The following is a 21068-nucleotide window of genomic DNA, read 5'->3' on the forward strand; positions in this document are numbered from 1 at the left end:
CGGTCGGGTTGTGGAAGTCGGGCATCAGGTAGGCCAGGCTCGGGCTCGTGCCGCGCAGCGCGGCGATCAGGCCCTCTCCGTCCCCGCCCCCGCCGACGTCCTGATCCTCGGCGCCTCCTTCGCCGGCCTCGCCGCTGCCACCGCCCTCGGCCGCAGTCTCCGCGACGTCCTCGTCGTCGACGGCGGACCTCCACGCAACGCACCCTCGCCCGGTGCCCACAACGTGCTGACCCGCGACGGCGTCCCGCCCACGGAGCTGGTGCGCCTGGCGCGCGCCGAGGCCGAGGGCTACGGTGCCCGGGTGGTCGAGGGCGAGGCGGTCCGCGCCTCCGCGGGTGCCGAGGGCGTGACCGCGACCCTCGCCGACGGCACGGTCCTCCGCGCGCGCCGCCTCCTGCTCGCGACCGGCGTCCGCGACCTGCTGCCGGAGATCCCCGGGCTCGGCGCCCGCTGGGGACGGGACGTCCTGCACTGCCCCTACTGCCACGGCTTCGAGGTGCGCGGCCGGCGGATCGGCGTGCTCGGCAGCTCGTTCGCCGGGCACCAGGCGCAGATGTTCCGGCAGCTCAGCGACCGGACGTCGATCCTGCTCCACGGCGCACCCGCGCCCGCCGGCGACGAGGCGGCGGCGCTGGCCGCCCGCGGGATCGCTCTGGTGCCCGGCCGCGTCGAGAGGGTCCTCGTCGAGGACGACCGCCTGGTCGGCGTGGTGATCGACGGTCGGCGGCACGAGCTCGATGCGCTCGTCGTCGGCCCGCGGGTCGAGGGGCGGCTCCCCGAGGGGCTCGGCCTCGAGCTCGCCGACCACCCGTCGGGAGTCGCGCGGCACCTCGCCGTCGATCCGATGGGCCGGGCCGGCGTCGCCGGAGTCTTCGCCGCGGGCTCGCTGGTCGAGCCGATGGCGCAGGTCGTCGCCTCGTCCGCCGACGGGCTGCGCGTGGGCGCGGCGATCAACCACGACCTGATCGAGGAGGAGATCGCCGCCGCACTGCGGGCCGCCTGACGCGCGCTCAGCGGCGGCGGTACTCCAGCTCCGGGCGGCCGGCGGAGCCGTAGCGGGGCGCGCGGTCCGCGACTCCGGAGTCGGCGAGGTGCTCGAGATAGCGGCGAGCGGTCACCCGCGAGATATCGAGGCGGGTGGCGAGCTCGGCCGCCGAGAGGCCGACGGGGCCCAGCAGCGCGGTGACGGCCTCGAGGGTCTGCGCCGAGAGCCCCTTCGCCAGACCCGGGGCGTTGGAGGTGCGGAGCGCCGCGAACGCCCCGTCCACCTCGTGCTGGCTGGCGACGTCGGCGCCGTGCATCCGCTCGCGGTACGACCGGTAGCTGGCGAGCTTGGCGGCGAACGCGCTGAAGACGAACGGCTTGATCAGGTACTGCACGATGCCGGCGGCGACGGAGGCGCGCACGTTCGCGGCGTCGCGGACGGCGGTGATCGCGATGACGTCGACGTCCAGGCCCGCCGCCCGGACGGCCCGGCAGAGGTCGAGGCCGCCCATGTCAGGCAGGTTCATGTCGAGCAGGATCAGCGCGATGCCCGGGTCCGCGCGCAGGGCCCGGATCGCCTCCGCCCCGCTGCCGGCGACCGCGGCCACCTCGAAGCCGTCGACCCGTCGAACGTAGTCGGCGTGGGCGCTCGCGGTCAGCGGCTCGTCCTCGACGACGAGCACCCGGATCACGACGCCACCCGCGCGGGCAGCGGCAGCTGCACCGTGAACACCGCGCCGACGTGGCGCGAGACCTCGATCGAGCCGCCGAGGCGCTCCACCACCTGCTGCACCAGCGCCAGGCCGATGCCGCGGCCGAAGCCGTCCGACTCCTTCGTCGAGTAGCCGCGCGCGAAGACGTCGGCGGCGCTCGCGACTCCGGGGCCGCTGTCCGACACCTGCACCACCAGCTCGCCCTCCGCGAGGCCGAGGTAGACCTCCACCCACGGCTCGCGGTCCGGAGCGGACGAGGCGGCCGCGTCGAGGGCGTTGTCGATCAGATTGCCCAGCACCGTCACGAGGTCCCCGGGCTCCAGCCCCTGCGTGCCGGGCTCGAGGTGCGTCTCGAAGTGCAGCTCGACGCCGCGCTCGCGGGCCTGCGCGGCCTTGCCCAGCAGCAGGGCGGCGATCACCGGCTCCTGCACGGAGCCGAGGACCCGGTCGGCCAGGCGCTGGCTGAGGTTCAGCTCGCCGGCGGCGAACGCGAGCGCCTCGTCGGGCCGGCCGAGCTCGATCAGCGACGCGATGGTGTGCAGGCGGTTCGAGAACTCGTGGGTCTGCGAGCGCAGCGCGTCCGAGAGGGTGCGCAGTGACTCCAGCTCGCCGCTCACCCGCTGCAGCTCGGTGCGGTCGCGGAGCGTGACGACCGTGCCCAGGGGGCGGGCGCCGGGGGAGGCGGCGGGCCGCTCGTTCACCACGAGGATCCGCTCGCGGGCCACGACCAGGCGGTCCGAGACGGGCTCGTCGTCCTGCAGCAGCTCGCGCAGGGCGACGGGGAGGTCGAGCTCGGCGACCGGCACCGGCGTCCGCACGCCCTCGAGCCCGAGCAGCTCCAGCGCGTGGTCGTTGGCGAGCACCAGTCGGCCGCGGTCGTCGACCAGCAGCAGCCCCTCCCGCACCGAGTGCAGGACGGACTCGTAGTAGGCGAAGACCTGGCTCATCTGCTCCGGGCCCCGCCCGCCCGTGACCCGCCGCAGGTAGCGGGCGAGGAGCCACGAGCCGAGCGCGCCGAGCGCGACCGCACCGAGCGCGCCCCACGCGACGACCTGCACGCGGGCGGCGAAGGAGGCGTCCACGGCCGAGAGCGTGACGCCCGCCGACACGAGCGCGACGACCGCGCCGTCGGCGTCCTCGATCGGCGCGACGGCGCGGACGGAGGGCCCGAGCGTGCCGGTGTACGTCTCGGTGAAGGTCCGCCCCTCCAGCGCGGGCTCGATCGTGCCCTGGAACGGCAGGCCGATCCGGTCGCGGTCGCGGTGGGTGTACCGGGTGCGGTCGGGGGCCATGATCGTGAGGAAGTCGACGCCGGTGTCCCGCATGACCTCCTCGGCGTACGGCTGCAGGCTCGCGGAGGGATCCGCACCGGCCGTCGACTCGAGGACGAACGGATTGTCGGCCACCGTCCGCGCCACGACGAGGCTCCGTTGGGCGGCCTCGTCGCCCGCCCGGCTCCGCGCGTCGAGGGCCAGCACCGCGACGGCCGCTGCGGCGATCAGCAGGATGCTCAGCAGCTGCACGGCGAACAGGCGCGCGGCGATGCTGCCGCGCGGTCCGCGTGCGCTCGGCGTCCTGACCATGCCACTCCCTCGTGAGCGAGCGCTCGGGGCGCCCCGCCGTGAACAGTATGAACGCAACCGTGCCGGGCTCCGGAGGCGGGGCCACCATCGTCCTACCCCCTCACCTCGACGAAGAGAAGGACACCCCCATGGCGAAGACGCCTCAGACGCCGTCCGACCGGCTGATCCCCGCGGTCACCCCTCCGAAGACCCGGCGGCGCATCGACCGGAACCACTGGCTCTACATCGCCGTCATCATCGCCGTGGTCGCCGGCGTCGTGGTCGGACTCGTCGCTCCCGCCTTCGCGGCGACGCTCGAGCCCGTCGGCAAGGCCTTCGTCGGACTGATCAAGATGATGATCGCGCCGATCATCTTCTGCACCATCGTCATCGGCATCGGCTCCATCGCGAAGGCCGCCACGGTCGGCAAGGTCGGCGGACTCGCGCTGGGCTACTTCATCGTGATGTCGACCTTCGCCCTGGCGATCGGCCTCGTCGTCGGCAACATCCTGCACCCGGGCGAGGGCCTCGACATCTCGAGCGCCACCTACGACACCAGCGACCTCAAGGCCGAGAGCACCAGCGACTTCGTCCTCGGGATCATCCCCGTCTCGCTGTTCTCCTCGCTCGTGGACGGCAGCATCCTGCAGACCCTCTTCGTCGCGCTGCTCGTCGGCTTCGCGCTGCAGAAGATGGGCGCCAAGGGCCAGCCGATCCTCGGAGCGATCAAGCAGCTCCAGGTCCTGGTCTTCCGCATCCTCTCGATGGTGCTCTGGGTCGCCCCGATCGGCGCGTTCGGCGCCATCGCCGCGGTCGTCGGCAAGACCGGCTGGGGAGCGGTCGTCGCTCTCGCCACCCTGATGATCGGCTTCTACATCACCTGCGCGATCTTCGTGGTCGTCGTCCTCGGCCTGCTGCTGCGCCTGGTGACCGGCGTCAGCATCTTCTCGCTGATGAAGTACCTGGCCCGCGAGTACCTGCTCATCGTCGGCACCTCCTCCTCGGAGGCGGCGCTGCCCCGCCTGATCGCGAAGATGGAGCACCTCGGCGTCTCCAAGCCCGTCGTCGGCATCACCGTGCCCACCGGCTACTCCTTCAACCTCGACGGCACGGCGATCTACCTCACGATGGCGTCGCTGTTCATCGCCTCGGCCACCGGAGCGCCGATGTCGATCCCGGAGCAGATCGGCCTCCTCCTCTTCATGATGATCGCCTCGAAGGGCGCCGCGGGCGTCACCGGAGCGGGCCTGGCCACGCTGGCCGGCGGCCTCCAGTCCTTCCGCCCCGACTTGGTCAACGGCGTCGGCGTGATCGTCGGCATCGACCGCTTCATGTCCGAGGCCCGCGCGGTCACCAACTTCACCGGCAACGCGGTCGCCACCCTTCTCGTGGGCACCTGGACCAAGCAGATCGACATGGTGCAGGTCCGCGAGGTCCTCGGCGGGCGCTCGCCCTTCGACGAGACCACGCTCGGAGCGGACGAGCACGAGGCCCCCGCGTCGGGCACCTCGATCACCGAGGGGATCGCCTCGATCCAGGACTCCGATGAGGCGTCGCGGATGCGTGCGGAGATCGCGGCCAAGCGCTAGCCGATCCGATCGCGACGGCCCCGCCTCCCGGAACCGGTCCGGGAGGCGGGGCCTCCGTCGTACGCGGGTCAGTGCCTCCGCACCCCGAGCAGAGGCAGGGTCACCGAGCAGAGCGGCCCGATCAGCACCGCGAAGAGGAGGGTGCCGAGGCCGGCGTCGCCGCCGAGGGCCCAGCCGATGAGCAGCACCGCGAGCTCGACGCCCGAGCGCGCCACCCAGATCGGCAGGCCCGTGCGGGTGTGCAGGCCCAGCATCAGTCCGTCGCGGGGCCCCGGACCGAGGTGGGCGCCGATGTAGATCCCGCTCGCGACCGCCAGAAGCACGAGGCCTCCGGCGAAGAGCAGGCCGCGGGCCCACCACTCGTCCGGCGTCGCCAGCACGCGCAGCCCGACATCGATCATCGTGCCGACCACGAGCACGTTCAGCACGGTGCCGAGACCGGGCCGCTGTCGGAGGGGGATCCACAGCAGCAGGACGAGCAGGCCGATCACGTTCGTGAGCAGTCCGATCCCGAGCCCGGTCTGGTGCGCGACCCCCTGGGCGAAGACGGTCCACGGGTCCACGCCGATCGCCGCGCGGATCATCATCGCGTCGGCGAATCCGTAGAGGATCAGGCCCACCAGCAGGCGCGGCACGGGTCGGAGGCGCCACTGGCCCGCTGGGGGAGCGGCGGCGGCGACGGGAGCGGTGAGCGTCATGGACTCATCACAGCGCGACATTGGCCTTCTTCGCGCGGTCCAATCCGGCTACCTTGGACGCATGGCTGATGTCCACTTCGGCGCGCGCGCCCTGCAGACCCTCCTCGGCGACTGGCGCGAGCAGCGCGGCACCCGGCCCGCCTACCTCGCGCTGGCCGATCGGATCCGCCTCCTCGGGATCGACGGCCGCATTCCCGCGGGCAGCCGCCTGCCCGCCGAGCGCGAGCTCTCGGCCCGCCTCGGCGTCAGCCGCACGACCGTGGCCGCCGCGTACCGCGAGCTGCGCGACAGCGGCTACCTCGTCAGCGTGCGCGGCTCCGGCAGCGTCACCCGCCTGCCGGGAGCGGCCGTGCACGCGGTGCCCTCGCTCGCGCCGGACTTCCTCGACTTCACCAAGGCGGCCCTGCCCGCCGTCCCCGAGCTGGCCGACGCGTACACCCGCGCGGCGCAGGCGGCCCCCGAGCACTTCGACTCCGGCTCCTACGACACCGTCGGCCTGCCGGTGCTGCGCCGCGCGATCGCCGAGCGCTACACCGCGCGGGGTCTGCGCACCGAGCCCGGCCAGATCATGGTGACCATCGGCGCGCAGCACGCGATCGCGCTCGTCGCCCGCACCCTGCTCGCGCGGGGCGACCGGGCGCTGATCGAGGCCCCGACCTACCCGCACGCCTACGAGGCCCTCCGGCTGGCAGGCGCGCGGCTCGTGCCGGTGAACGTCGACGGGGCGGACGGCTGGGACGGAGAGGGCCTGATCGCCGCGCTGCGCGGCACGAGCCCGAGCCTGGCCTACCTGATGCCCGACTTCCACAACCCGACCGGCCGCTCCATGGCCCCCGAACTGCGGGAGCGGGCGATCGCCGCCGCGGCCCGGCAGGGGACCCTGATCATCGCCGACGAGACGACGGCCGAGCTCGACATCGACCGGCGGATGACGCCGCTGCCGTTCGCCGCCTACGGGCCCGAGGGGACGGTGCTCTCGATCGGCTCCGTCGGCAAGACGCTGTGGGGCGGCATCCGGATCGGCTGGATCCGCGCCGAGCGGGCGGTGATCCGCAAGCTGGCGCTGGCGCGCTCGGCGAGCGACCTCGGCACGCCGATCCTGGAGCAGCTCCTGGTCGCGGACATGCTCGGCCGGATGGACGGCGTGCTGGAGCTGCGGCGCTCGCAGCTGCGCGCGGGCCGCGACCACCTCGAAGCGGCCCTGGCGCGCGCGATCCCGGAGTGGAGCGTGCCGCGGGTCTCGGGCGGCCTCTCCACCTGGGTGGGCCTGGGCCGGCCGGCGAGCTCGCAGCTCGCGCTCGCCGCCCGGACGGCGGGCCTGCTGATCACCGCGGGCCCGCGCTTCGGGATCGACGGCGCCTTCGAGCGCTTCCTCCGCATCCCGATCGGCTACTCGCCCGAGGCGACCGACCGGGCCGTGGAGGCGCTCGCGACGGCGTGGGCGCAGGTCGCGCGGCACCCGGCAGCCGACCCGGGGTACCTCGCCGACGTGGTCTGAGGTGGAGTGCCCGCCGGGCGTGTGAGATCGTTCTCTCATGAGCGACGGGTACGGCTACCTGCTGGTCCACTTCGTGGAGGACCGGACCGGCCACAGCGAGAAGATCTTCCTCTCGCTCAGCCGGGGCGACGATCCGCTGCGCTGGCGCGCGCTCGGGCCGGTGCTGGAGTGGACCGGCGGCACGGGCGGCGTCCGCGACCCCCACATCGTCCGCGGGCCGCGGGGCTTCCACCTCGTCGCCACCGACCTCCGCGTCTGGCGGCCCGACGGCCCGGACTGGGACCACTACCGGCACCGGGGGAGCCGTGACCTCGTGGTCTGGGACTCCCCGGACCTCCTCGAGTGGTCCGAGCCGCGCGCGGTCGCCGTCGCTCCCGAGGGCGCGGGCATGGCCTGGGCGCCGGAGTCGGTCTACGACCCGGTCTCGGGCGACTTCCTCGTGCACTGGTCCTCCGGCCTGGCCGAGGACGGCGACCCCGCCACCGGGGAGACGGGCGACAGCCGCATCCTGCTCTCCCGCACGCGCGACTTCCGCACGTTCGCCGAGCCCGAGACCTACCTGCGGCTTCCCGGCGGAGTGATCGACATGACGCTGCTGATCGAGGGCACGGCCGTCCACCGCTTCGCCAAGCAGCACGACGACGCCCCCGACACGATGCAGGTGTTCCAGCAGGTCGGCTCCTCCCTCCTCGCGGACGACTTCGCCACCGTCGCCCGGGGGATCGGGCAGGAGCTCGGCCCGAGCATCGAGGGGCCGCTGGTCTTCCGGCACCACCGCGAGGAGCGCTGGTCGCTCTGGGTCGACCAGTACGCCCTCCGCCCCTACGGCTACCGCGCCTACACGAGCACCGACCCGGCCTCGGGCCGCTGGGAGCTCGCGGAGGAGTTCGACCTGCCCGAGGACACCAAGCACGGAGCGGTCCTCCCGCTCACCCGATCCGAGTACACGGCGCTCGACGAGCGCCACCCCGCCTGAGAGGCCCCGCATGACCGACTTCAGCCCCCGTCTCGCCGACGCCCTCGTCACCGTCCTCGGTGCCGACGGCGCTCCGCTCGCCCACGCCGACGTGACGGTCGAGCAGCGCCGCCACGCCTTCGCCTTCGGCTGCACCCCTCCGAGCACCGACCCCGCGCGCGCCGAGGAGCGCCGGCTCTGGCTCGACCTGTTCGACACGGCGACGCTCCCCGTCTACTGGGGCCGCTTCGAGCCGGAGCGCGGCCGCACCGCGACGGAGGAGGTGCTCGCCGAGGCGCGCGCGCTCGCCGCGGACGGCGTCCGGCTGAAGGGGCACCCGCTGGTCTGGCACTACGTGAAGCCGGAGTGGCTCGACGCGCTGCCGCTGGACGAGGCCGAGCAGCTCCTCCGCGCGCGCATCCGCCGGGAGGTGGGCGCCTTCGCCGGGCTGATCGACACCTGGGACGCGATCAACGAGGTCGTCATCATGCCGCGCTTCGCGAACGAGCCGGACGGCGTGACGAACGCCGTCACCCGCCTCGCCCGCGAGAAGGGACGCGTCGGCATGGTCGAGCTGGCCTTCTCGGAGGCGCGCAGCCTCGGCACCGGACCGGTGCTCGTGCTGAACGACTTCGACCTCGGGCCCGAGTACGAGCGGCTGATCGAGGACGTGCTCGAGGCCGGGATCCGGCCCGACGCGATCGGCCTGCAGTCGCACATGCACCAGGGGTTCCGCGGGGAGGAGCAGATCGCGGCGATCTGTGACAGGTTCGCGCGCTTCGGTCTGCCGCTGCACTGGACCGAGACCACCCTCGTCTCGGGCGAGCTGATGCCCGCCGAGATCGAGGACCTCAACGACCACGTGGTCGAGCACTGGCCGACCACTCCGGAGGGGGAGGCGCGGCAGGCGGACGAGATGGTGCGGCACTACGAGACGCTGGTCGCGCATCCGGCGGTCGAGGCGATCACCTACTGGGGCTTCGACGACGCCGGAGCCTGGCTCGGAGCGCCGGGCGGGTTCCTCCGCCGCGACGGGAGCCCGAAGCCGGCCTACGAGGCGCTGCGCTCGCGGATCCGCGGGGACTGGTGGCTCGAGCCGACGGTGCTCCGGACGGACGCCGAGGGGCGCGTCGGCGTCCGGGCCTTCGCCGGGGACTTCGCGCTCTCGAGCGCCGGGGCGGGCGCTGCAGTGAGCCTCCCCGTCGGGTCGTCGACGGCGGAGGTCCGCCTGGGCTGAGGGCGTCCGGGCCCGCCGGTGGCGCGGGTCGCCCCGTCGCGCGCCCCGGAACGCCGCGTCCCTCCCAACACTCAGTCGGCTGATGGAAGACTCGGAGGGTGCATCTCCTCGCGGTCCTCAGCATGAAGAACCGGGCGCTCATCGCGCTCGTCACCGTCGTCATCGCCGTCTTCGGCGGAGTCGCCCTGACCGGGCTCAAGCAGGAGCTCGCGCCGTCGATCTCCTTCCCGCAGCTCGCCGTCGTCACGTCCTACCCGGGCGCCGCTCCGGAGGTGGTCAACGACGACGTCTCGACGCCGATCGAGACCGCCATCCAGGGGGTGCCGGGGCTCGAGACGACCAGCGCGACGTCCTCAACGGACTCCTCCCTCATCTCGGCGTCCTTCACCTACGGCACCGATCTCGCCACCGCCGAGCAGAAGATCCTGCAGGCGATCAACCGGATCAAGAGCACGCTCCCGGACGGCGTCGACCCGCAGGTGGTCACCGGCTCCCTCGACGACCTGCCGGTGCTGCAGCTCGCCGTGTCGAGCGACGGCGACGCGGACGCGCTGGCCGAGCGCCTGCGCACCACGGTCATCCCGGACCTGGAGAAGGTCGAGGGCGTGCGCGAGGCGGCGCTCGTCGGCGAGACCGCCCAGCGCGTCACGATCACTCCGGACGACGCGGCGCTCGCCGCGGCCGGCCTCTCGACCGGCGACATCCGCTCGGCCCTGCAGCAGAACGGCGTGCTCGTCGCGGGCGGACAGATCACCCAGGACGGGTCGACCTTCTCGGTGCAGTCGGGCGTCAAGCTCGACTCGACCGACGCGATCGCGGCGCTGCCGCTGCTGCCGTCCGCAGGTGCCTCCGCGGGTGCGGGCGGCGCCGGTGCGTCAGCGGGCGCGGGTGCCTCCGCGGGTGCCGGGGCTTCCGCCGGCGGCTCCGACGCCGGAGCGGCGGCGGGAGGCGCGGCCGTGACCGCAGAGCCGACGGTCACCACCCTCGGCTCCGTCGCGACCGTCGCCGTCACCGACGCCCCCGTCACCTCGATCTCGCGCGTCAACGGCCAGCCCGCCCTGACCCTCTCGATCACCAAGCTCCCCGCCGCGAACACCGTCGACGTGTCGACCGGCGTGGCCGCGCTGCTCCCGGACCTCGAGGAGTCGATCGGCGACAACGCCGCCTTCACCCCGGTCTTCGACCAGGCGCCCTACATCCAGGAGTCGATCGCGTCGCTCGCGCAGGAGGGGGCGCTCGGCCTCGTCTTCGCCGTGCTGGTGATCCTGCTGTTCCTGCTGTCGGTGCGCTCGACCCTGGTCACGGCCATCTCGATCCCGACCTCGGTGCTGATCACCTTCATCGGCCTGCAGACGGCCGGCTACACCCTCAACATCCTGACCCTCGGCGCGCTCACCATCGCGATCGGGCGTGTGGTCGACGACTCCATCGTCGTGATCGAGAACATCAAGCGGCACCTCGACGCGGGCGAGGACCGGGCCCGGACCATCGCGGTCGCTGTCCGCGAGGTCGCCGGCGCGATCACCGCCTCCACGATCACCACGGTCGCGGTGTTCCTGCCGATCTCGTTCGTCGGCGGCACCACGGGCGAGCTGTTCCGGCCCTTCGCGCTGACCGTGTCGATCGCCCTGCTCGCCTCCCTCGTGGTGGCGCTGACGATCGTGCCGGTGCTCGCCTACTGGTTCCTCCGCCCCTCGAAGCGGCCGGCGGTGCGCCAGGCCGCGCAGGCGGCGCTCGCGGAGGAGCGCGCGGCGGCCGGAGGGGCACCCGCCTCGGGCGTCCCGGCCGACACCGCCGCGCCGGTCGAGGAGGCCCCGCACCACGGCGCCCACGCCGCTCCCCGCCGGGCGCGCGGGCTGCAGTCGGTCTACGGCCCGATCATCCACTGGACGCTGAAGCACTCGGTCGTCACCGTCCTCCTGGCGCTGCTCGTGCTCGTCGGGACCGGTGCGCTGTACCCGCTGATGAAGACGAACTTCCTCGGCTCCAGCGGGCAGGACACCTTCACCGTCACCCAGACGGTCCCCGTCGGCCAGAGCCTCGACGCGCAGGACGCGACGGCGCAGCAGGCGAGCACGGCGATCCTCGGCGTCGACGGCGTCGAGACCGTCCAGCTCACCGTCGGCTCCTCCGGCGGTCTGCAGAGCGCGTTCGGCGGGGGAGGAGGCGGCGGCACCTCGATCCGCTACTCCGTCACCACCGATGAGTCGGCCGACCAGGAGGCCGTGCAGGCGGACGTCCGCGACGCGCTGTCGGGCGTCGCCTCGGCCGAGGACATCAGCGTCGCCGCCTCCTCCGGCTTCGGCGCCTCCTCGGACATCGAGGTCGATCTCTCGACCGCCTCGCAGAGCGACCTCCAGAGCGCGAGCGACCAGCTCCTCGAGGCCCTGCGCGGGACCGACGGGATCAGCCAGGCCGAGAGCAACCTCTCCTCCTCGCTGCCCTACATCGCGGTGCGGGTCGACCGCGACGCCGCGGCCCGGGCGGGTCTCAGCGAGGTCGCCGTGGGCACGATCGTCAGCCAGGCGCTCCAGCCCAGCCAGGTCGGCAGCGTCGTGATCGACGACCGCACCCTCTCGATCTACCTGGCCGACGGGCAGCCGCCGGCCACCGTGGACGAGCTGCGGAACCTCGAGGTGCCGACCCTCACCGGCACCGTCGCGCTCTCCACCCTCGCGGCGGTCGAGCAGACGGACGGTCCGGCGAGCATCACCACCGAGCGTGGCCAGCGCACCGCGACCATCACCGTCACCCCGGAGGGCGACGACCTCGCCTCGGCCAACGTCGCCGTGCAGAACGCGATCGACGCCACGGCGCTTCCGGCCGGTGTCGACGCCTCCCTCGGCGGAGTGACCGCCGACCAGGCCGACGCGTTCTCGCAGCTGGGCATCGCGCTGCTGGTCGCGATCCTGATCGTCTACGTCGTGATGGTGGCGACGTTCCGCTCGCTCCTGCAGCCGCTGCTCCTGCTCGTGTCCGTGCCGTTCGCGGCGACCGGCGCGATCCTCCTGCAGGTGATCACCGGCGTGCCGCTGGGCGTGCCGTCCCTGATCGGCGTGCTGATGCTGATCGGGATCGTCGTCACGAACGCGATCGTGCTCGTGGACCTGGTGAACCAGTACCGCGACCGCGGGATGCCGGTGCGGGAGGCGCTGCTGCACGGCACCGAGCGGCGGCTCCGGCCCATCCTGATGACCGCCCTCGCGACGATCTTCGCGCTGCTGCCGATGGCGCTGGGGATCACGGGCCACGGCGGCTTCATCTCGCAGCCGCTGGCGATCGTCGTGATCGGCGGCCTGGTGTCCTCGACGGTGCTGACCCTCGTGGTCCTGCCCGTCGTCTACAACCTGGTCGAGGGGTATCGTGAGCGGCGGCGTGCCGCCCGCGCCGGGAAGGCGTCGGCATGACGGACATCAGGGATGCGGCCGAGACGGTCGGCTCGCGCTGGCGCAGCGGCCCGGAGCGCGCCACCGCGGTCCTCGACGAGATCGGTCCGGAGCGCTTCGTCGCCCGCGACTTCCGCCCGGGCACGCTCCGGCACCTCGTCCTGATCCGCTTCCGCCCGACGGCGCTGGTCGCCGAGGCGGACGAGGTCACCCGCCGCTTCCTCGCCCTGGCCGACGAGTGCGTCCGCGACGGACGGCCCTACATCGAGTCGATCGAGACCGGGCCGCAGCTGAGCATCGAGGGCGCGGGCGAGGGCTTCGACCGCGCGTTCCTGCTGACCTTCTCCTCCGAGGGCGACCTGCACTACTACCTGGGCCGGCCGGCCGTCGAGGACCCCGCGCACTGGGATCCGGCGCACGACGCGTTCAAGGAGTTCGTCGGGCCGTTCGTCGACACGGCCGGCATCGTCGCGTTCGACTTCCGACCCGAAGAGCACTGATGGCGACTCCCGACTTCGTGCTGCGGCTGCGCGAGCGGATCGGGACCGAGCTGCTCTGGCTCACCGGCGTGACCGCGGTGATCCTCCGCGAGGAGCCGGCGCTCGAGGTCCTGCTCGTCCGGCGCGCCGACACCGGCGCCTGGACGGCCGTCACCGGGATCATCGACCCGGGCGAGACCGTCGCCGGGACCGCCCGCCGCGAGGCGCAGGAGGAGGCGGGTGTCGAGATCGAGGTCGAGCGCCTCGTGCAGGTGCACACCCTCCCGCCGATGCAGTACCCCAACGGGGACCGCTCGCAGTACCTCGACCACGTGGTGCGCTGCCGCTGGATCTCGGGGGAGGCCCACGTCGCGGACGACGAGTCGACCGAGGTCGGCTGGTTCGCGCCCGACGCGCTGCCGCCGATGTCGGACGAGCACCGCGCCCGGATCGAGCGGGCGCTGTCGGACGAGCCGGGCTGCTCGATCGACTGACGGCGGGGGTGCGCGCCGGACGAGGCGGGACTGCCTCTCGGGAGCGGCACACGCCTCGGATCGGGCGCTGCTCAGACCGGACGCGCGAAGCAGAGCACCGCGTCGTCGCCGACGTGGGCTCCGAAGCCGTCGATCGCCGTGAAGCCGAGCGCCTCGGCCGCTGCGGCGAGCTCCGGCGCGGCGGCCAGGCGCAGCGTGCGGATCCGCTGCACCCGCGCCCACGACTCCGCCGCCGCGACGAGCCGTCGGGCGACTCCCGTGCGCCGGTGGACGGAGGCGACCACGAGCTCCAGCACCTCGGCGAAGTCGTCCGGGCCGGGAGCGAGCACCAGCACGCCGGCCGCCGCCCCGTCGATCCGGGCGATCAGCACGCGGGCGTGCGGGGCCGGGACCGCGGCGAGGAGGCCCTCCGCTCCGGCTGCGTCCTCGAGGCGGACGACGACTCCGCTCACGAGCCCAGGTGGGCGCGGAGGAACTCGACGACCCGAGCGCGCAGAGCGTCGTCGAGCAGCGCGATCGAGTGCAGCGAGCCGGGGAGGACGAGGAGGTCGACCCTCGAGCCCGCTCCGCGCAGCGCCTCGGCGAAGCGGGTCGACTGGCTGAGCGCGACCCGTTCGTGCGCCGCGTGCGCGATGAGGAACGGCGGCTCGGAGCCGTCCACCTGCGCGAGGGGCGAGGCGGCGGTCGCAGCGGGGCAGGAGGCGAGGTCCGCGCAGTCGAGGTAGCTGCGCACGGCGGCCGCGACTCCGACCATCGGGTCGTCGTCGGCGAGGCCGGCGGCGCTGAGATCGGAGGGACCGCTCAGGTCGACCACGGCGGCCAGGCGCGACGAGGTCGACGGCAGCGTGCCGAGCAGAGAGGCGAGGTTGCCGCCGGCCGAGCCGCCGAAGGCCGCCACCCGCTCCGGATCGATGCCGAAGCGCGCGGTCTGCTCCGGCTCGAGCAGCCAGTCGAGGGCGGCCGTCACATCGTCGAGCTGCGCGGGGAACACGGCGGCGGGCGCGAGGCGGTAGTCGACCGAGACGGCGACGAATCCCTCCGATCCGAGCCACTGGCAGATCGGGCGCCAGTTCGCGTCGGCCTTGCCTCCACGGGTCCAGCTGCCGCCGTGCACGACGAGGGCGGCGGGCCGCGGCTCCGCCGACGGGGCGGGGGAGGAGCAGACGTCGACGCTCTGCCCGGTGCTCGCGTCGTAGACGACGTCGGCCGTCACGCTCACGCCGGACCAGTCGGGTGCGGGTGCCGCTCCGAGCGCCTGCGCCACCGGCTCCGAGACGGGAGTGGTGCTCGCGCAGCCCGAGAGGAGGAGTGCGAGGGCGGCCAGGACCGCGGCGACGCGTCGCGGGGATCGGGTGGGCTCGCGCATGAGTGCGATCAGCGTACGGGGTGCCCGGCGCCCCGGATGCGGCACCCCTGCGATCAGGGGGTGCCGGGCTCGCGCTGCAGACGGACCAGGACGACCCCCGCGAGGATGAGCGCGCCGCCGCCGAACTGGATCGGCGCGGGCAGCTCGCCGAGGATCAGCCACGCGGCCGCGATCGAGAACAGCACCTCCGTCAGGCCGACGAAGGAGGCGATCCGCGTGCCGAGACGGCGTCCGCCCTCGATCCCGAGCAGATACGCCAGCACCGTCGACATGCCGAGGATCACGCCCGCGGGGAGGAGCCAGCTGACCTCCGCTCCGACGAACACCACCTCTCCGAAGGTCGCGCGCAGCGGTGTGACGCCGAGCGCCCCGAGTGCCAGCAGGATCGCGGCGCCGACGGTCATCGCCCCCGCCGTGAGCGCGATCGGCGGCAGCTCCGGATCCACCCGGCCGGCGATGACGTAGTAGACGCACAGGCCGAGCGAGGCGGTCAGCGCCCAGGCGATGCCGACCAGCTCGGGCGTCGACTCGCCGGACAGGTCGAGCACGAGCACCAGGCCGCCGAGCGCGAGCGCGGAGCCGGCGAGGGTGAAGCGGCCGGGGTGCCGGCGCGTGCGCGCCCAGGCGAAGAGGACGAGGAACACCGGCGCGAGGTACTCGATCAGCAGGGCGACGCCGACCGACATGTGCTCGATCGCGCTGTAGAAGCAGAGCTGCGCGGCGATCACGGCGAAGACTCCGTAGAGGGCGATCGTGCCGAGGTTGCGGCGGAGCACGGGCCAGCGGCCGCGGAGGGACAGGATCGCCGGGATCGCGAGGATCAGGGCCGCGCCGCCCGACCGCCAGAGGACCGCGGACGCCGGCGTCCAGCCCGCCTCGAGGAGCGGCTTCACGAACGGCCCGCCCAGACCGAACGCCGCCGACGCGGCCAGCGCCGCGACGAGGCCGGAGCCGAGGCGCCGTGCCGGCGCGGGCGCGCTCGCGGCGGGGAGGGTGACGGCGGCGGTGCTCTCGGCGGTCATGGCCGGCTCCTTCAGGAGTCAAAAGGATTACACTCGTGACAGCGAGCTGATCGCACACTACTGAGCCGCACTGTCAGGAGTCAACATGGTGTTCGCCTATGACGTCGAGGCGTCACTGACCTCCACCGCCACCCTCGTCAACACGCTCCCCGAGCTGTCGCCGTCCGGCGAGGACGAGATGGCGACGATCGAGCAGCTGGACGACTTCCTCCTCGAGAACCGGTACACGGGCAGCCGCGACGGATCGACCGAGGAGCTGGAGGCCGTGCGGGCGATCCGCTCCTCCCTCCGCACCCTCTGGCTCACGCGGGCCGAGGAGGACCTCGTCCCCGTCGTCAACGGGATGCTCGACTCCGGCCGCGCGCTCCCGCAGCTGGTCCGGCACGGACCCTACGGCTGGCACCTCCACGCGACGCGCGACGAGAGCCCGCTCGCCACCCGCATCCTGGTCGAGGCCGCCATGGCGTTCGTCGACGTGATCCGCGGCGATGAGCGCGAGCGGATCCGCGTCTGCGCGGCGGAGGACTGCGAGGCGGTGCTCGTGGACTTCTCCCGCAACCGCTCGAAGCGCTACTGCGACACGGGCAACTGCGGCAATCGCGCGAACGTGGCCGCGTACCGGGCTCGGCGGGCGTCGCAGTAGCGGACGGGTGGTCGGTGGGCGCGGGCTCGCGCGTCGATCGTGCTGCGGCTCGGGGCCGGGGGGCTGTATGCGGGGCGACTCCTCGGGGGACCGGGTGCGGAGATGCGCGGCTCCCAGGCTTCGCGGCTCCGGACCTGAGCGGGTCCCGACCTGAGCGGCTACCGAACTGAGCGGCTCCTGGCCGCACGTCTCCCCGCCCTAGCCAGGCTCCGGGGCCGCGTGTAGACTCACTCGGTCGGCTCTTGACACCGTGCGTTCGCGTGCGGATGGGTTTGTTAGTCAAGTGGGCCGAGTCTCCGACAGTCGTCGTGAGACGAATCACATGTGTGAATCGGCCCCGGTCAATGACTCGCCCGGGTTCTCCCCCTGCTGCCCCGCAGCAGTCCAGCGCACGGACGCCCCTCACGACGGGGCTCCTCCGGCGTCGCCTCCTCGCGCACGACCTGAACCCAGGAAGAACTGCCATGCCCAAGAACAAGAAGCCCGCCGGCGGACGTCCGGCCAAGAACTTCGAGCCCAACCGCTTCGGCGCCTCGAGCGGCAAGTCCCAGCTCGGCGGCCGCTCGCGCTTCCCCGGCGCCAAGCCGGGCTCGCGCAGCGAGGGCCACCGCGGCTTCCGCGCCGTCGACGAGAACGCCCCCAAGAAGGCGCGCTGGAACGCCGACGAGCGCGCCGAGCGGGCCACCGAGCGCGCCGATCGGCCCGCCCGCGGGAACGACCGCGACGAGCGGCCCTCGCGCGGCTACGACCGCGACGCGCGTCCGGCCCGCTCGAACGACCGCGACGACCGTCCGGCCCGTTCCTACGGGCGCGATGAGCGTCCGGCGCGTTCCTTCGACCGGAGCGATCGCCCGGCCCGTTCCTTCGACCGCGATGCGCGTCCGGCGCGCTCGAACGATCGAGACGACCGTCCGGCCCGTTCCTACGGGCGCGATGAGCGTCCGGCGCGTTCCTTCGACCGGAGCGATCGCCCGGCCCGTTCCTTCGACCGTGACGCGCGTCCGGCGCGCTCGAACGACCGCGACGACCGTCCGGCCCGCTCCTACGGACGCGACGACCGACCGGTCCGCACCGGCGACCGCGACGAGCGCCCCTCGCGCGGCTACGACCGCACAGAGCGTCCCGCCCGCTCGTTCGACCGCAGCGACCGCCCGGCCCGCTCCTTCGACCGGGATGCGCGTCCCTCGCGCGGCCACGACCGCGGCGACCGCCCGACCCGCTCGTTCGACCGCGACTCCCGGCCCTCGCGCCGCGACTCCGGCTCGGACTTCTACCCCAGCCGCGACGCCCGTGCGCCGCACCAGGCCGACGACGTCGTGCTCGAGCGCCTCGAGGCGACGGCCACTCTCGCCGTCGACGTCGAGGGCGTCACCTTCGGCGACCTCGGCCTGGGCGGGAACATCGTCCGGATGCTGACCGAGCTCGGAGCGGCCGCGCCGTTCCCGATCCAGGCCGCGACCATCCCCGAGGTGCTCGCCGGCAAGGACGTCCTCGGACGCGGCAAGACCGGCTCCGGCAAGACCATCGCCTTCGGCGCCCCCGTCGTCGAGCGCCTGATGGAGAACAACGGAGCGAAGGGCCGCAAGCCGGGCCGCGCTCCGCGCGCGCTCATCCTCGCGCCGACCCGCGAGCTCGCCATGCAGATCGACCGGACGATCCAGCCGATCGCCCGCTCCGTCGGCCTGTTCACGACGACCATCTACGGCGGCGTCCCCCAGTACAAGCAGGTCGGAGCCCTCCAGCGCGGAGTCGACATCGTCATCGCGACGCCGGGCCGCCTCGAGGACCTCGTCGAGCAGGGCCGCCTCGACCTCTCGAACATCACCATCACGGTGCTCGACGAGGCCGACCACATGTGCGACCTCGGCTTCCTCGAGCCGGTGCAGCGCATCCTCCGCCAGACCGCCGACGGCGGCCAGCGGCTGCTGTTCTCGGCCACGCTCGACAAGGGCGTCGCGACGCTCGTCGACGAGTTCCTGGTCGAGCCGAGCGTCCACGAGGTCGCCGGCGAGGACCAGGCGTCCTCGACCATCGACCACCGCGTGCTCCTGATCGAGCACCGCGACAAGGCCGAGATCATCGAGCAGCTCGCCGCCCGCCAGGGCAAGACGCTGATCTTCGCCCGGACCCGCGCGTTCGCGGAGCAGCTCGCGGAGCAGCTCGACCACGCGGACATCCCCGCGACGAGCCTCCACGGCGACCTCAACCAGTCGCGCCGAACCCGCAACCTCGCACTGCTCACCAGCGGACGCGTGGACGTGCTGGTCGCGACCGATGTGGCCGCGCGCGGCATCCACGTCGACGACATCGACCTGGTGATCCAGGCGGACGCTCCCGACGAGTACAAGACGTACCTCCACCGCTCCGGCCGCACCGGCCGCGCGGGCAAGACGGGCACGGTCGTGACGCTCATCACGCGCAACCGCCGCCGCCGCATGGAGGAGCTGCTCGACCGTGCCGAGATCGAGGCCGAGATGATCGAGGCCCGCCCCGGCGACCGCGTCCTGCGCGAGATCAGCGCCCCGGCCGAGTAGCCGCCGACCGCACGACGACGAGGCGCGGACCCCTGCATCGGGGTCCGCGCCTCGTCGTCTTTCGTGGTGGGTGCTGTGGTGCGGCGTGACGGCGAGTGCCGGGTCGTGGTGACCCTCCGACTCCGCGCTGCGCAGGGCTCCGCGCTGTGCGGCTTCCCGTGGGGCGGCGCTGCGTTGCGCGACTCTGTGCTGGACGGCTCTGTGCTGGACGACTCTGTGCCGGACGACTCTGCAGTGTCCGGCTTCGCGGAGGGCTTCTGCACGCACGAACGCCGAAGGGCGGACACCTCGCGGTGCCCGCCCTTCGGCGTGTTCACCGGCCGGAGCCGGTGAGGGGAATCAGCTGGCCGGGGGGGTCAGCACGGTGTCGATGAGGTAGACGGTCGCGTTGGCGGTCTGGACGCCACCGCAGATGACGGACGCGTCGTTGACCTTCAGGTCGTCGCCGGAACCGGTGACGGTGAGGTTGCCACCCTGGACGGTGGCGTGGTCGCCGGCGATCGCGTCAGGGGCGATCTGGCCGGGGACGACGTGGTAGGTCAGGATCGAGGACAGCGTGGCGGCGCCCTCGGGGGTCTTGAGGGAGTCGACGGTCGCGGCGTCGAGCTTGGCGAACGCGTCGTCGACCGGGGCGAAGACGGTGAACTCGCCGCTGTTCAGCGTGTCGACGAGGTTGACGTCGGGGTTGAGGCCACCGGAGACCGCAGCGGTCAGGGTGGTGAGCAGCGGGTTGTTCGACGCGGCGGTCGCAACGGGGTCGAGCGACATGCCCTCGACCGAGCCGGCGCCGTCCGGGACCTGCTCGGCGTAGGCGGCACAGCCGGGGCCGACGAGGTTCGCGGCCGGGTCCATGGTCGCCATGGGGGTCGAGGAGGCGGAGGCCGACGAGGTGGCCATCGGGGTCGACATCTCGGTCGCCGCGTCGCTGGCGGCGGTGGTCGAGCCGCTTCCGCTCGAGCAGGCGGTGAGGCCGAGGGCGGCGGTGCCCAGCAGGGCGAATGCGGCGAGGGCGGAACGCTTGGTGGATCGCATGGGATTACTCCTTCGTGAGACGGCCCCCACGTGATGCGGAGGACCTGTTCTGTGTGGACCGTGTCGCGGCCGTTGACATGTGTTCGGAGCCCTCCCTGCGGGGGTTTGGATTTCTTTCGGTGATCTAGGTAACGGCTTCGTAACGGCAGGGAACCGGGACGGCGGGGAGCTGCTCCGCCGCGTCGATTACCCTGGAGACGTCGCGCGCACGCGTCGACGCGACGACGAGAGGACGGGCGAGTGCAGACCCGAGGTGCACGAGTGGCTCGCGGCGTCGCCGCCGCTCTCGCAGCGACCGCCACGGCCGCCGCCTCCCACACGCTCGCGGGCGCCGAGACCCCCGCTCCTGCCGTGCTCGCCCTCGCCGCGGCGTTCGCCGTCGTCGTCTGCGTCCTCCTCTCGGGGCGCCGTCTGTCCCTTCCCCGGCTGACGCTCTCCGTGCTCCTCAGCCAGATCGCGTACCACGGCCTCTTCCTCATCACGGGCAGCGGTGGGGAGGTGAGCGTGGTCGGGACGACGGGCACCGGCGCGCACTTCCACGACGGGTCGACCATCGAGCTGATCGCCGGCGGAGGCGGACACGCGACTCACGCTCCGCTGATGCTCGTCGCCCACCTCGCTGCGGCTGCCTTCACGATCGCGGCGTTCCGGTACGGCGAGCGCCTCTTCTGGACGCTGGGAGCAGGCCTCCAGCGCGTCGTCGTACGGATCGTCGCCCGCGCGTCCGCGGTCGCACTCCCGTCGGCCCCCGGCGTCTCGATAACGGGTACCCACGAGCCGCGGGCGACTCGATCCCTCGACGCGGTCCTCTCGATCCTCCGGCACCGCGGGCCGCCGCTGCGGGTCCTCCGCGCCGCCTGACGCCCCTCCCGTGTG

General features: G+C 73.3%; 18 protein-coding genes. 11 read left to right on the forward strand and 7 right to left on the reverse strand.

What is annotated here, in order from left to right; genetic code table 11:
* The coding region (locus C5C82_RS12625) for an NAD(P)/FAD-dependent oxidoreductase (RefSeq protein ID WP_308471859.1) at positions 1-1003 on the forward strand (1003 nt) is incomplete at its 5' end.
* Between the two features lie 7 nt (positions 1004-1010).
* Here C5C82_RS12625 and C5C82_RS12630 read toward each other — a convergent pair.
* Together C5C82_RS12630 and C5C82_RS12635 are read right to left on the reverse strand one after the other, a co-directional pair.
* A complete protein-coding gene (locus C5C82_RS12630) occupies positions 1011-1676 on the reverse strand; it encodes a response regulator (protein WP_104355174.1) in 666 nt (221 codons plus the stop codon).
* Positions 1673-3280 carry a sensor histidine kinase gene (locus C5C82_RS12635; protein ID WP_104260395.1) on the reverse strand — a complete coding sequence of 536 codons (1608 nt, stop codon included), beginning with the start codon at positions 3278-3280 and terminating at the stop codon, positions 1673-1675. Before C5C82_RS12635 ends, C5C82_RS12630 begins: the two co-directional genes overlap by 4 nt.
* A 128-nt stretch (positions 3281-3408) precedes the next feature.
* Between C5C82_RS12635 and C5C82_RS12640 the strand changes: the two genes are divergently transcribed.
* Positions 3409-4848: a cation:dicarboxylate symporter family transporter gene (locus C5C82_RS12640; protein WP_104223811.1), complete on the forward strand. Its 1440-nt coding sequence runs from the start codon at positions 3409-3411 to the stop codon at positions 4846-4848.
* A 68-nt stretch (positions 4849-4916) separates the two neighbouring features.
* Here the strand turns inward: C5C82_RS12640 and C5C82_RS12645 are convergent, their stop codons facing one another.
* Entirely contained in the window at positions 4917-5546 is a 630-nt protein-coding gene (locus tag C5C82_RS12645; RefSeq protein WP_258066105.1) for a YitT family protein, read from the reverse strand.
* Between the two features lie 61 nt (positions 5547-5607).
* On the opposite strand from C5C82_RS12645, the gene C5C82_RS12650 reads away from it, so the two are divergent.
* The 6 genes from C5C82_RS12650 to C5C82_RS12675 all read left to right on the forward strand — a co-directional run bounded on the left by C5C82_RS12650 (position 5608) and on the right by C5C82_RS12675 (position 13595).
* Positions 5608-7044 carry a PLP-dependent aminotransferase family protein gene (locus tag C5C82_RS12650; RefSeq protein ID WP_104292227.1) on the forward strand — a complete coding sequence of 479 codons (1437 nt, stop codon included), beginning with the start codon at positions 5608-5610 and terminating at the stop codon, positions 7042-7044.
* A gap of 37 nt (positions 7045-7081) precedes the next feature.
* On the forward strand, positions 7082-8020 hold the full coding sequence (locus C5C82_RS12655) for a glycoside hydrolase family 43 protein (RefSeq protein WP_104355175.1): 939 nt from the start codon (positions 7082-7084) through the stop codon (positions 8018-8020).
* Positions 8021-8030: 10 nt separating this feature from the next.
* Positions 8031-9236 (forward strand): endo-1,4-beta-xylanase, encoded by a 1206-nt coding sequence (locus C5C82_RS12660; protein ID WP_104355176.1) that lies wholly within the window; start codon positions 8031-8033, stop codon positions 9234-9236.
* Between the two features lie 98 nt (positions 9237-9334).
* Positions 9335-12643 (forward strand): efflux RND transporter permease subunit, encoded by a 3309-nt coding sequence (locus C5C82_RS12665; protein WP_104260392.1) that lies wholly within the window; start codon positions 9335-9337, stop codon positions 12641-12643.
* A complete protein-coding gene (locus C5C82_RS12670) occupies positions 12640-13122 on the forward strand; it encodes a Dabb family protein (RefSeq protein ID WP_104249875.1) in 483 nt (160 codons plus the stop codon). Before C5C82_RS12665 ends, C5C82_RS12670 begins: the two co-directional genes overlap by 4 nt.
* The gene (locus C5C82_RS12675; RefSeq protein WP_104226172.1) at positions 13122-13595 is read left to right on the forward strand and encodes an NUDIX domain-containing protein; all 474 of its coding nucleotides are present in this window, start codon (positions 13122-13124) and stop codon (positions 13593-13595) included. Before C5C82_RS12670 ends, C5C82_RS12675 begins: the two co-directional genes overlap by 1 nt.
* A gap of 71 nt (positions 13596-13666) precedes the next feature.
* On the opposite strand, the gene C5C82_RS12680 is transcribed toward C5C82_RS12675, so the two are convergent.
* The 3 genes from C5C82_RS12680 to C5C82_RS12690 are packed head-to-tail and all read right to left on the reverse strand — an operon-like array spanning position 13667 to position 15983.
* Positions 13667-14047 (reverse strand): GNAT family N-acetyltransferase, encoded by a 381-nt coding sequence (locus C5C82_RS12680; protein WP_104292230.1) that lies wholly within the window; start codon positions 14045-14047, stop codon positions 13667-13669.
* Entirely contained in the window at positions 14044-14961 is a 918-nt protein-coding gene (locus C5C82_RS12685) for an alpha/beta hydrolase (protein ID WP_104355177.1), read from the reverse strand. The genes C5C82_RS12680 and C5C82_RS12685 overlap by 4 nt, the downstream gene beginning before the upstream one ends.
* 53 nt (positions 14962-15014) lie before the next feature.
* Complete coding sequence (locus tag C5C82_RS12690) at positions 15015-15983, reverse strand: DMT family transporter (RefSeq protein ID WP_104295278.1); 969 nt, start codon at positions 15981-15983, stop codon at positions 15015-15017.
* Positions 15984-16068: 85 nt separating this feature from the next.
* On the opposite strand from C5C82_RS12690, the gene C5C82_RS12695 reads away from it, so the two are divergent.
* Both C5C82_RS12695 and C5C82_RS12700 read left to right on the forward strand, forming a co-directional pair.
* Positions 16069-16626: a CGNR zinc finger domain-containing protein gene (locus tag C5C82_RS12695; protein ID WP_104262740.1), complete on the forward strand. Its 558-nt coding sequence runs from the start codon at positions 16069-16071 to the stop codon at positions 16624-16626.
* Between the two features lie 464 nt (positions 16627-17090).
* The gene (locus C5C82_RS12700; RefSeq protein ID WP_104347187.1) at positions 17091-19160 is read left to right on the forward strand and encodes a DEAD/DEAH box helicase; all 2070 of its coding nucleotides are present in this window, start codon (positions 17091-17093) and stop codon (positions 19158-19160) included.
* A 339-nt stretch (positions 19161-19499) separates the two neighbouring features.
* Here the strand turns inward: C5C82_RS12700 and C5C82_RS12710 are convergent, their stop codons facing one another.
* Positions 19500-20192, reverse strand: a complete 693-nt coding sequence (locus C5C82_RS12710; protein ID WP_104223824.1) for a fasciclin domain-containing protein — start codon at positions 20190-20192, stop codon at positions 19500-19502.
* 261 nt (positions 20193-20453) lie between these two features.
* Here C5C82_RS12710 and C5C82_RS12715 point away from each other — a divergent pair, with 261 nt between their 5' ends.
* On the forward strand, positions 20454-21053 hold the full coding sequence (locus C5C82_RS12715) for a hypothetical protein (protein ID WP_104325964.1): 600 nt from the start codon (positions 20454-20456) through the stop codon (positions 21051-21053).
* The last annotated feature ends 15 nt before the right edge of the window (positions 21054-21068 follow it).

Source organism: Rathayibacter sp. AY1D5 (assembly GCF_002932515.1).
GTDB lineage: Bacteria > Actinomycetota > Actinomycetes > Actinomycetales > Microbacteriaceae > Rathayibacter.